The organism is Proteus sp. G2669 (assembly GCF_009915245.1).
GTDB lineage: Bacteria > Pseudomonadota > Gammaproteobacteria > Enterobacterales > Enterobacteriaceae > Proteus.
Map to the genome: position 1 here is coordinate 1 of NZ_JAABLX010000046.1, position 12,363 is coordinate 12,363.

The window sequence follows — 12,363 nt, forward strand, 5'->3', positions numbered from 1 at the left end:
AAAATATAACGAAAGGCGCAGTGGCTCGACTTATTACAACAATACTCAAAAAGGAATACATCAGGAAATTATCCGAGCTTCAGCTTGCCGTTATCAAGGGCGCTTAATCTGGGCAACCGAACGCGATGATGCTTTTGCTTTTCCGGGAGTATTGAGTCGTGTGACCAGTCGTTGTGCAGGAACAAAAACAGGTTGTGTTAACGTTATTCTTGTTACCCTTGATGGTGGCAAAACCTTTAGACCCACAAATGGCGGGTTTGGTGGCAATACTGATTATCCCGGTTACTACTCTTCTTTTTTCGATATTATCGTCACCGATGAGGGATTTTATTTAGGGGAAACTGCTGTCAGTCGCCGAGAAGCTAATGATGAATTAGCTAAACCTTGGTGGCGAAAATTTTATTTTGATCCTACCGATTCTAATTATGTTCATAGCAGTGTTGGGGATAAAGAATCTCCCTCTCCAACACTAAAAACTCCATCAGGACAAACCCGTTTTGATTGCAGTGCCCCTTCTATTTACCCTATTTCACAGGCGGAAAAATGATGAGCAACAATAATCCAACTCGTTGGCTAAAACCTAAAGAGTGCCTTGATGGCAGTCAAGAATGGCGTTCTATCACTCATGCTGCCAATATTGGTGGAGAAATTCATGTGAAACCTCATTTACCTGGGATTATTATTTTTGTTCATGGGGTTAATTCAGAAGGGGAATGGTATGAAGATGCTGAACGAGAACTTTGCAAGGGGCTTAATGAAAGACTAAATCTTACTGGTACAGCTTACGAGTTGGAAAGGAATAAATATTACCAACCTAAATTTATCTTAGATGAAAAAAATTATGATAATAGCCATTATATTTATGAAGAGCCTATTCGAACATTAACTGAATTAGGTAATTCCCCCGTGATCCGTTTTTACTGGGGATACCGTGCAACGGATGATGATTTAGGTCAATACTGTATTCCACTAAAAAATAAAGCAGGAGAAAGCTATCACCGCTTAGTTAATGAAATACTTAATCCTGAATACAGTCATAAAGATGAAAAATATTGGACACCCGAAGATATAAAAAAATACAATATTGTACAAGAATACCATTCCCTGCCTTACCGTAAAAAACGTCTCTTTATTAATGAAAAAATTAAACATAAAGGCCCTTTTTTCTGGGGTGGAGGACCATTTCAAAATGGATGTAATAATTTAGTCAGTTTATGGAGTGAGTATGGCTTTAGCAATCTCGCGATGTTATGGACGGTGATCCCAATGCCTATTCCTTATAATGTACAGGCCTTTAACCCTGAATCAGACCGACTATTAACAAAATCCCCCCCTCGCCGCTATTATGCCCATGCCGTAAAACGCTTAGCTAATTTAGTCAAAAAAATACGTGAAAACAACCCCTATGATACTGTCACTGTTATTTCACACAGCCAAGGCACGATGATAGCGTTAGCAGCGGCAGCGATTGAAGCCCCTGATAGCCTCTTTGTTTTAAATTCTCCCTATGCCACAAAAGATAATTTCTTAAATAGTTACTCTTATGTTTACAATGAAAACATTAATGAAGCCCATCGAGAAGCAACCCTAAAAGAAATTATTGATAAAATCGCAAAGAATAAAAATCGATTAAAGGGATCGCCTTGTGGATATTCAAGTCTAGTTGTTGGGGAAAGTGAAGATAAAAAAAGTTGGACTCCTGATGTAATAATATATAAAGGAAATAAGCTTGATATTAGAGATAACGAGAATAAAGAAAATAAAAAAAATATCGAAATAAATAAAGAAAAATTCACTAAAGGTGAATTTATTAAAGAAAGAGATAATCATGGGCAATTTTATATTTATTGTAACCCACATGACCGTGTAATGGGTTCATCACCTTTACAAAGTATTGGTTGGTGTCCACTTCCTAATATCACTCAAAAAGGACAAACCACGCATCATCCTCTGTTCAATCTAGAACAACCGCCTTATATCAGAATGTTAGCGCGTAATACGCCTTGTGGTGGAAAACCTAATCCAAAAACTATATTTACTGATGCAAATAGACGATTCAGTGATGGTGATATTTTTTGGGACAGCAATACCAAAACATTAGAAGGCTTCGCATGGCCTGAGCCTTCTGCTAATATTTCATTAAATATTAATGCCCCTGAAGTACCCAATCCGATTGCCGCAGAAGAATTAGCAACGTTTGATGAAGATTATGCGGTAAAAGATAAAAAAACAGAAACTGATACCAATACGGATACGCAGAAAAAGGGGATCCCTTTAGGTGAAGGTTATGGACAAATTATTTATGATGATGAATTAGATATCTATAGCCCCAAAGATGCAGAATATTATTTCTATAAAGATCTCTATTCTTATCAACATCGTATTTGGGTTGAACTCACCCCAGAAGAGAGAAAAGTACTCCAAGGTAATGTATTGCTGGACCCACAAGATAGAAATGCCACCAAGAAATATGAAACCGTAGAAGAGATGAGAACTCGTATTCGTGAATATAATCAACGCCCTACCGACCATGGTACATTACCAAGAAATTCACTGTTTCTTCGTCGCGTAGTCACTTATGATTTACCTATAGGTTATTGTGAAATAGGCAGAAGCCCAGAAAAGATGGATGAGTTAAGAAAATATGCGGATTGGCTAAGTGGCTTAGATATCTATATGGAAAAAGGTGAATTAGATTTACCAAAAATGCCAGATATCATCGAAAACCCGTTAAAGAAAAAATAACAATAAATGCTCAATATTCTAAATCTTAAAAATAAGAAGTCCGCTTGAATTTATTCAAACGGACTTCTTCTCTTATCAATACTTATTGATTACATTAAAGCGGATCCACTTTTAAGCAAGAGACTGCGTGGCGGAAGCTCCCTTCTAATAAAGGACGTGTTTTTGCACATTCTTCATCAGCCATCGGACAACGTGTACGGAATATACAGCCTGATGGTGGATTAATCGGAGAAGGTAATTCCCCCTCTAATAAATCAATATGCTTGTTACGCTCTTTATCGGGATCAGGAATAGGCACTGCTGACATCAGCGCTTTGGTATAAGGGTGTAATGGATGATGATAAACTTCATCATAAGTCCCTAATTCCACCGCGTGTCCTAAATACATCACCAACACACGATCGGAAATATGTTTTACCACTGCCAGATCATGCGCAATAAAGATCAAAGATAATCCCATCTCTTTTTGAATATCTTTCAGCAAGTTCACTACTTGAGCCTGAATTGATACGTCTAATGCTGAAACAGGTTCATCACAAATCACTAATTTTGGTTCTAAAATTAACGCACGCGCAATACCAATACGCTGACATTGCCCACCTGAGAATTCATGAGGATAACGGTTAATTAAGTTTGGCAATAATCCAACCCGCATCATCATTGCTTTCACTTTTTCAACCACCTGTGCCTGTTTCATTTTAGGGTGATAAGTTTTTAATGGTTCAGCAATGATATCGCCAATCGTCATTCTTGGGTTTAAGGAAGCCAGCGGATCTTGGAAAATCATCTGAATGTCTTGGCGAATATCTCGCCATTGCTTATTCCCCATTCCCAGTAAATCATTACCTAACCATGAGACAGTTCCACCAGAGGCTTTGACTAAACCAATAATGGCACGCGCAAACGTCGATTTACCACAACCAGATTCACCAACAACACCAAGGGTTTCACCTTCATATAGGCGCAGTGTGACACCGTCGACAGCTTTTAGACTTTTTTTCGCTTTCCAAAACCACTGCTTATTATCTTGAACATCGAAATAAACCTTTAAGTCATTCACTTCAAGAATAACTTTTCTATCTTGTAATGTGGCCTGCGTCATACCAATTCCTCCACCGCTTTAAAACAGGCTCGTAATCGCCCTTGTGCAAATTGCGCTAATTCAGGCTCATTCGACAAACATTGCTCTGTTGCATACTGACAGCGTGGTTGGAATGGGCAACCTTTTGGTAAACGCAATAAGTTAGGAGGATTACCCGGAATGGTCGCTAGTCGCTCATCTTCACCGTCTAAACGCGGAACGGCTTGTAGCAAGCCAATAGAATAAGGGTGTGAGGGTTGATAGAAGATATCACGCGCTTTCCCGTACTCCATAGTACGCCCTGCATACATTACCAATACTTTATCGCAAATCCCTGCAACAACCCCTAAGTCATGGGTGATCATAATAATTGCAGTGTTTAAATCATTTTTAAGCTCATTTAACAGTGTCATGATTTGTGCTTGAACCGTCACATCAAGTGCTGTTGTTGGTTCATCTGCAATTAACAGTTTAGGCTTACACAGCAATGCCATTGCAATCATGACACGTTGACGCATCCCGCCTGAAAATTCATGAGGGTACATACTCATTCGTTTATGCGCTTCAGGCATTTTTACGGCATCTAACATACGCACAGATTCCGCATAAGCATCATTTTTACTCATGCCTTTATGTAGCATTAATACTTCAATCAGCTGCGCGCCCACTTTCATATAGGGATTTAATGAGGTCATTGGATCTTGAAATATCATGGATATTTCTTCAGCGCGCATTTTATTTAATTCACTTTGGCGAAGATTTAAGATCTCACGGCCATTAAAATTGGCACTACCTGCTGTACGGCCATTTTTCGCTAATAATCCCATCAATGCGAATGCTGTTTGCGATTTACCTGAACCCGATTCACCAACAATTCCTAAGGTTTCACCTGCTGATAATTCAAAGTTCAGCTTATTAACGGCAGTGACATCACCATCTGCGGTACCAAAAGTGACGCTGAGATCTTTAACACTTAATAACGACTTGTTTGTTGTATTTATCATTTTGTTCTCCTTAACGATCTTTCGGGTCTAATGCATCACGTAAGCCATCACCGATAAAGTTAAAACAAAACAGTGTGATAACTAAAAATGCAGCCGGGAAAAGTATCAACCAAGGAGAAACTTCCATTGAGTTTGCACCATCACTTAATAGTGCGCCCCAACTACTTAATGGCTCTTGTGTTCCTAAACCTAAGAAGCTTAAGAAGGATTCAAATAAAATCATACTAGGCACTAATAGAGAGGCATAAACCACCACCACACCTAATACGTTAGGCACAATATGTCTTAACACAATATTGCGTGATGACACGCCACAGACTAATGCCGCTTCAATAAATTCTTTGCGTTTTAGACTTAAGGTTTGTCCTCTTACAATACGCGCCATATCGAGCCAAGATACCATCCCAATCGCAACAAAAATCAGTAAGATATTTTGACCAAAAAATGTCACCAGTAAGATAACAAAGAACATAAATGGGAATGAGTTTAATATTTCGAGTAAGCGCATCATAATTGAATCAACACGCCCACCAATATAACCCGCCATTGCGCCATAAAGTGTGCCAACAATGACCGCAACAAAGGCTGCCGCAATACCAACCATTAATGAAATACGACCACCAATCGCAACCCGTACTAATAAGTCACGGCCTGATGAGTCAGTGCCAAAATAGTGAGAAGAGGCAAAATCAGGTGCCATCGACATCATTTCCCAATCTGTATCGTCATAAACAAATGGCGATAACATTGGGGCAAAAATAACAAATAATAAAATAAAGAAAAGTAACACAAGACTCGTGATCGCAGCTTTATTGTGCATAAAACGACGACGAGCATCTTGCCATAAACTACGACCTTCAATATCTAGCTGCTCCGAGAAATTCCCCAGAGCTTCGCTGTTTTCCTTCAGTGATAACATAACGCGCTCCAGTGTCTATTAATAACGAATTTTCGGATCAATAACAGCATATAAAATATCGACAATTGCATTAAAGAAAATCGTTAATGCACCTACGATAATGGTCAAACTTAATACTAGTGAGTAATCTCGGTTTAAAGCGCCATTAACGAAAAGTTGTCCGATACCCGGCAATCCAAAGATGGTTTCAATCACCATTGAGCCCGTAATAATACCGACGAATGCAGGTCCCATATAAGAGATAACAGGTAGCAACGCAGGTTTTAAAGCATGACGTAGTACAATTCTTCTCATCGGCAAACCTTTCGCTTTTGCCGTTCTGATAAAGTTTGAGTGTAATACTTCAATCATTGAACTACGGGTAATACGCGAGATGCTAGCAATGTAAGAAAGTGATAATGCAATCATTGGCAACAACATATATTGCACCGCGCCACCATTCCAACCTCCAGCTGGTAACCACCTTAAGGTAATAGCGAAAATGAGCACTAACAGTGGTGCGACAACAAAACTCGGTATTACAACCCCCGTCATGGCAAAAGTCATGACGGTATAATCCCATTTGGTGTTCTGATTCAGTGCCGCTATCACGCCTGCCCCCACACCTAAAATTACGGCAAAAATAAATGCCGACAGCCCTAATTTAGCTGAAACAGGGAATGCTTTACCGACTAAGGTGTTTACACTGTAGTCTTTATATTTAAAAGAAGGCCCTAAATCCCCTTTCGATAACTGAATTAAATAATCGAAATATTGCTTATAAATGGGATCGTTTAAATGGTATTTCGCTTCAATATTTGCCATTACCTCAGGCGGGAGTTTTCTTTCACCCGTAAAAGGGCTACCCGGCGCTAAGCGCATCATAAAGAACGAAATCGTTATTAGAATAAATAGAGTCGGTATCGCTTCCAGAAAGCGACGAAAAATAAATTTGAGCATTGCCCGTTCCTATAACACAAACCTATTCAGGCGTGACGATAAAAAGACCTTGCCTTAAAAAGACAAGGCCTCGCCCGATTACTTAGCAATAATATACAAATCTTTAGTATGTAAATTATCTAATGGATCTTTACCTGAATAACCCCCAACATAAGGTTTCACTAAGCGGGTGTTTACATAGTAGTAAAGTGGAACGATAGCCGAATCTTTATCTAATACACCTTCAGCTTTTTGATAAATAGCGGCACGTTCATCATCAGATTTCACACGTAAAGACTCTTTGATCAATGCGTCAAATTCTGTGTTTTTATAGTGAACAGTGTTGTTACTGCTGTAAGACAGCATCATGTTCAGGAATGAAGAAGGTTCATTATAATCTGCACACCAACCGGCACGAGCAACATCATAAGTTCCTTGGTGACGAGTATCTAAGAACGTCTTCCATTCTTGGTTTTCAAGAGATACATCTGCACCTAAGTTTTTCTTCCAAATTGAAGAGGCAGCAATGGCTACTTTTTTGTGAAGATCAGAAGTGTTGTACAGCAGTTTAAATTTCAGTGGATTGGCTTTGTTATAGCCCGCCTCTTCTAACAATTGACGTGCTTTTTCATTACGTTGTTCTTGAGTCCAAGTCGCAAACCACTCTGGTTTACTCTCTTTAATGCCGTCAGTAAATGGAGGGGTAAAGCCATAAGCTGGGATATCACCTTGGTTTTTTACTTTATAAGTGATGATATCTCTATCCATTGAAAGCTTAAGTGCTTCACGAACACGCGGATCGTTAAACGGTGCTTTCTCATTATTAATTTCATAATAATAAGTACATAAATATGGACTTATGCGCAATTCATCTGGGATCTCTTTTTTCAGTTTTTGGAAAAGTTCGATCGGTAAATTGCTATATGTCATGTCGATTTCACCCGCACGATAGCGGTTTACGTCGGTGACTTCTGATGAGATAGGTAGGAACGTAACTTTATCAATAACGGTACTTTTGTTATCCCAATATGTTGGGCTACGCTCTAAAACAATACGTTCGTTGACTGTCCAGTCTTTCAAATTATAAGCGCCGTTGCCGACGAAGTTAGCTGGCTGTGTCCATTTTTCGCCAAATTTTTCAATCACTTTTTGGTTAACTGGCGACATGGAGGAGTGAGCTAATAATTTTGGTAAATAAGGCACTGCTTCAGATAAAGTAATTTCTAATGTATTGTTATCTAATGCCTTAACACCTAATTCTGTGGCTTTTTTCTTACCCGCAATAATATCGTCGATATTCACGATATGTGCATATTGTAGATAGCTTTCATAAGGAGATGCAGTATTAGGATCAGCTAAACGTTGCCAGCTATAAACGAAATCTTGTGCTGTAACAGGCTCACCATTTGACCATTTAGCGCCTTCACGAATTTTGAATGTCCAAACGGTGAAATCTTTATTTTCCCAGCTAGTTGCTGAACCTGGTAAAATTTCGCCATCTGGGCCAACTATTGTCACACCTTCGAAAAGATCACGAGCTAATGCAGATTCGGGCACACCTTCGATTTTATGAGGATCAAGCGATTGTGGTTCAGAACCATTATTACGTACAAGCACTTGTTTTTCAGCTAATTTCACCCCATCTGGAACAACCGCAGCGTTAGCTGTTAGCGCTGACAATCCAAAGATTGCGCTTATTGCAATCGCCAACGCACTCTTTTTAGTTAAATTACTCATCTTATAAAATACTCCCAGTTAGTGAGTTGGTTGTTAGACAACCATTCTGTGATGTTCAGTTGTGTTTTAGAACGGTTTACACAACTTATTGTTTTTACAAAAAATAAATCAAACTTACTTAATTGCCATCAGTGCTTAATTGCCTGATAACATTATAATTTTTTTATGCCGTTATCTTTTTTTGTGTAGCTTTTTTATTTTTTACTACAGTTAATGTCACTTTTAATCATTTAAATCGCACATAACTATAGAATACCGATAATTTACCAGTTTTAGTTATCTACCTTTATAAAATAGCGCTTTAAGTCCGTATAATCAAAGGGGTCTTTGCCTGTAAATCCACCTACTTTTGGACTGACTAATCTAACACTGACGCGATAATAAACAGGTACTATCGCTGAATCCTTATCTAGCAAGGCTTCAGCACGTTGATAGAGTTGATGACGAGCACCATTATCGAGTGCAAGTAGTGCATTATTTAATGTGTCGTCATAGGTTTTATTTTCATAAAAGACCGTATTTAGGCTACTTTTAGAAAGAAATGAGTTTAAAAATGAAGTTGGTTCATTGTAATCTGCACACCATGTTGCTCTCGCAACTTGGTAATTGCCCTGATTACGATTTTCTAGCGCCGTTTTCCATTCTTGATTTTGTAACGTGACATTAGCGCCAATACTTTTCTTCCACATTGATGCGGCTGCAATAGCTTGCTGTTTATTTTGATCTGATGTGTTGTAAAGCAATGTAAAAGTCAGCGGATTTTTACTATCAAACCCGGCTTCTTTTAATAACTCTCGCGCCCTTTCATTACGTTGTTGTTGTGTCCAATATGCCCATTTAGGTGGCTTAAAATTACCATTACCAATAAAAGAGGGTGTAAAAGAGTAAGCAGGGATTTGCCCTTGCCCCATTATTTTTTCGGCAATTACTTGCCTATCAAGTGTTAATTTCACAGCTTCCCGAACGCGGGCGTCATCAAAAGGGGCTTTTTTATTATTGAGTTCATAATAAAAGGTACATAGATAAGGTGTAACGTGTAAATTATCAGGCTGTTCTTGCTTCATTTTTTTATAAAGAACTGGAGGAATAGCGCTGTTAGTAATATCAATTTCACCACTACGATAACGGTTAATATCGCTAGTTTCTGAGCTAATTGGCAAAAATGTGGCTTGCTCTATAATGGTATTTTTATTATCCCAATAAAGTGGATTACGCTTTAAAGTCACTTTTTCATTCACAACCCAATTTTCAATAACATAAGCACCATTGCCAACAAAGTTTTCTGGGCGAGTCCAATTCACGCCATATTTTTCAACAATCTCTTTTTTAACGGGTTTCAACGGTGTGTGACTGACCATATCGATTAAATAAGGAATTGGTTTGGTTAAATTGACTTGCAAAGTGTGAGGATCTATCGCTTTCACACCTAATGTTTCAGGGGATTTTTTGCCACTAAGAATATCTGTAATATTTTCAACATAAGCATATTCGAGATAACTGGCATAAGGTGAACCGGTTTTAGGATCTACGACTCGACGCCAGCTATAAACAAAATCTTCAGCAGTAACTGGAGAACCATCACTCCATTTTGCATCTTCTCGCAAATAGAATGTCCACACCTTGTTATCATCTGTTTCCCAGCGTTGTGCAACGCCCGGCATACTTTCACCATTCGGTCCAACATAAGTCAGCCCTTCTAATAAATTTAAAATAATATTAGTTTCTGGTGCGCCTTCTACTTTATGCGGATCAAGAGATGAAACTTCAGTTCCGTTATTAATTACAATATTTTGTTGCTTTGCCAGAATAGTGCCTTCAGGAAGAGTGACGGCATGAGAAAAAAAGGAGGTTAAGACAAGTGACATAATACTGAGTGGAAACACTGTTTTTAACGTAACTTTATTTTTCATGGGTACCTCTCCTAATAAACAATAATTTATAGCGGGGTCGCTCAATTAACGTTAGGTATCGTTGTTAAATTTTGATTGTAATATTTGTGGCTCTTAGATATTTGCTGATATTAACGAGATAAAAAATGATAACAACACCCTTCTTTTTTACACTTATCGTAAATTTTGTCAATTAATGCGGTATTCTTATCACTTAACTTTATTGAGCCCTCTAGCGTTCTATCTTGAGAAAATAAAAAATACATATCGAGAGAGGCAAAACAACAAATAAACATTAAATTAACATCATGCAAGTTTTATAGATAGAAAACCTACTTAGCTCACAAAATTAATATAATTAGGATGGGTTTTAACCGACTCGCAGAACTTTATGATGCTTCGTTTGTAAAGAATTTCTTTTTGAAATTAATTATAAATAACAATAAATTCATCTTTAGACTGAATAATAATTCTAATTTAAAAATATTTATAGATTATTAAATATTCACTTTTATTGTTTATTTTTAAAATTTAATCTAAATGTTTAATTGAAATAAAAATAAAAAATATTTTCATTTCCGTTTCTATGTATTAGATGAAAAAAACCTCTTTAATATACATATGTAATATTAAAGAGGTTTTTTATTTTATAACGACACCTTCAAATTTTTTCAGCTAGTTAGCCGATTTTGATTGAAACCATTGTAGCTTCTCATTCAATTTGACGACTTCTCCCACAATAATCAGCGCTGGACTTTCCATTGTTTCTGCCATCTGTGCTAGTTGATGTAATTGCCCAACAATCACTTTTTGTGCTGTTAATGTTCCTTTTTCGATAATAGCAACAGGCATCGTCGCACACATGTTTTGACTGAGTAGCATTTGCTGAATGTAATGAGCTTTACTCAATCCCATGTAAAAAACCAATGTTTGATTCTTTTGCGCAATACATTGCCACTGAGCTTCATTTAACCCTTTACCATGTCCTGTAATAAAACGGACGCTTTGCGCATAATCTCGATGCGTTAAAGGAATACCTGCATAAGTTGTACAGCCTGATGCTGCCGTAATACCGGGGATCACTGAGAATGGAATACGGTGTTCAATTAAAGCTTCTAACTCTTCACTGCCTCGACCAAAAATAAAGGGATCACCTCCTTTTAATCTCACTACTCGTTTTCCTGCGGTAGCTTCTTTGATTAAAATTTGGTTGATCTCATCTTGAGGAACACAGTGAAAACCTGCTTGCTTACCAACATAAATACGTTGTGCATCTCTACGAACAAGAGCCATAATCTCATCAGACACTAATCTATCGTAAACTATGACATCAGCTTGCTGACACTGCTGTAAACCTTTAATCGTCATTAGCCCAGCATCACCCGGCCCTGCGCCGACTAAAACAACACTGCCTTGAGGTTGTTTATTTTCAGATAACAGTGCGCTAATACATTGCTGGATACCGTCGTCTCTTTGCGCTTCTATTTCGGCTTGTAATGATTTATCTGCAAAAAATTGCTCCCAAAAATAACGTCTGGCATTCATCGATGAAAAACGCTGTTTTATTTGCTCACGTAATTTTCCGGCAAGTTGTGCTAACGCACCTAAATAATTAGGGAGAAGTTGCTCAATTTTTTCTCGCAAAATACGAGCGAGTACAGGTGCTTTTCCGCCCGATGAAATTGCCACCATAATAGGAGAGCGATCTATGACAGATGGCATAATAAAGCTGGCTTGCTCTGGTGAATCAACCACATTACAAAATATCTGTTTTTCTGTTGCTATTTGGAAAACCTGTTGATTCACTTGCTCGCTATTTGTCGCTGCAATAATAAGCCATTTACCAGACAGATGATCAGCCGTAAATAGCCCTGTGACACAGTTTAGTTTTTGCTCGGTGTGCCATTGCATAAACTGACTTGTAAACGAAAGAGCGATGACAGAAAGATCAGCGCCTGCCTCCATAAGCAATCTGGCTTTACGTTCAGCAATCTCACCGCCTCCCACTAATAAACAAGGTTTATCTTTAAGCTGACAGAATATTGGAAAGTAATCCATATTCATTCCCCT

At 38.1% G+C, this 12,363-nt stretch carries 8 protein-coding genes and 1 pseudogene; 2 read left to right on the top strand and 7 right to left on the bottom strand.

Annotation, left to right across the window (positions count from 1 at the left end; translation table 11 throughout):
* A pseudogene (locus GWI68_RS12425) lies at window positions 1-547 on the top strand (hypothetical protein); the annotation flags it as partial.
* Complete coding sequence (locus GWI68_RS12430) at window positions 547-2,745, top strand: hypothetical protein (protein WP_166540492.1); 2,199 nt, start codon at window positions 547-549, stop codon at window positions 2,743-2,745. The pseudogene GWI68_RS12425 and the gene GWI68_RS12430, both read left to right, overlap by 1 nt.
* Window positions 2,746-2,839: 94 nt before the next feature.
* On the opposite strand, the gene oppF is transcribed toward GWI68_RS12430, so the two are convergent.
* The 7 genes from oppF to cysG form a co-directional block, all read right to left on the bottom strand.
* A complete protein-coding gene (oppF, locus tag GWI68_RS12435; protein ID WP_036936438.1) occupies window positions 2,840-3,847 on the bottom strand; it encodes a murein tripeptide/oligopeptide ABC transporter ATP binding protein OppF in 1,008 nt (335 codons plus the stop codon).
* The gene (locus GWI68_RS12440; protein ID WP_166540493.1) at window positions 3,844-4,830 is read right to left on the bottom strand and encodes an ABC transporter ATP-binding protein; all 987 of its coding nucleotides are present in this window, start codon (window positions 4,828-4,830) and stop codon (window positions 3,844-3,846) included. The genes oppF and GWI68_RS12440 overlap by 4 nt, the downstream gene beginning before the upstream one ends.
* Before the next feature lie 10 nt (window positions 4,831-4,840).
* Complete coding sequence (oppC, locus tag GWI68_RS12445; RefSeq protein ID WP_166540494.1) at window positions 4,841-5,749, bottom strand: oligopeptide ABC transporter permease OppC; 909 nt, start codon at window positions 5,747-5,749, stop codon at window positions 4,841-4,843.
* A gap of 18 nt (window positions 5,750-5,767) precedes the next feature.
* A complete protein-coding gene (oppB, locus tag GWI68_RS12450) occupies window positions 5,768-6,688 on the bottom strand; it encodes an oligopeptide ABC transporter permease OppB (RefSeq protein ID WP_166540495.1) in 921 nt (306 codons plus the stop codon).
* Between the two features lie 78 nt (window positions 6,689-6,766).
* On the bottom strand, window positions 6,767-8,404 hold the full coding sequence (gene oppA / locus GWI68_RS12455) for an oligopeptide ABC transporter substrate-binding protein OppA (protein ID WP_099075552.1): 1,638 nt from the start codon (window positions 8,402-8,404) through the stop codon (window positions 6,767-6,769).
* 272 nt (window positions 8,405-8,676) lie between these two features.
* Window positions 8,677-10,314 (bottom strand): ABC transporter substrate-binding protein, encoded by a 1,638-nt coding sequence (locus GWI68_RS12460; protein WP_166540496.1) that lies wholly within the window; start codon window positions 10,312-10,314, stop codon window positions 8,677-8,679.
* A 654-nt stretch (window positions 10,315-10,968) separates the two neighbouring features.
* Entirely contained in the window at window positions 10,969-12,351 is a 1,383-nt protein-coding gene (cysG, locus tag GWI68_RS12465) for a siroheme synthase CysG (RefSeq protein ID WP_166540497.1), read from the bottom strand.
* Window positions 12,352-12,363: the final 12 nt, after the last annotated feature.

Excerpts from the sequence above, each read along its gene's own strand:
- oppC (WP_166540494.1), bottom strand. The coding sequence starts at position 5,749 with ATGTTATCACTGAAGGAAAACAGCGAAGCTCTGGGGAATTTCTCGGAG.
- oppB (WP_166540495.1), bottom strand. The coding sequence starts at position 6,688 with ATGCTCAAATTTATTTTTCGTCGCTTTCTGGAAGCGATACCGACTCTA.
- oppA (WP_099075552.1), bottom strand. The coding sequence starts at position 8,404 with ATGAGTAATTTAACTAAAAAGAGTGCGTTGGCGATTGCAATAAGCGCA.
- GWI68_RS12430 (WP_166540492.1), top strand. The coding sequence starts at position 547 with ATGAGCAACAATAATCCAACTCGTTGGCTAAAACCTAAAGAGTGCCTT.
- GWI68_RS12460 (WP_166540496.1), bottom strand. The coding sequence starts at position 10,314 with ATGAAAAATAAAGTTACGTTAAAAACAGTGTTTCCACTCAGTATTATG.
- GWI68_RS12440 (WP_166540493.1), bottom strand. The coding sequence starts at position 4,830 with ATGATAAATACAACAAACAAGTCGTTATTAAGTGTTAAAGATCTCAGC.
- oppF (WP_036936438.1), bottom strand. The coding sequence starts at position 3,847 with ATGACGCAGGCCACATTACAAGATAGAAAAGTTATTCTTGAAGTGAAT.
- cysG (WP_166540497.1), bottom strand. The coding sequence starts at position 12,351 with ATGGATTACTTTCCAATATTCTGTCAGCTTAAAGATAAACCTTGTTTA.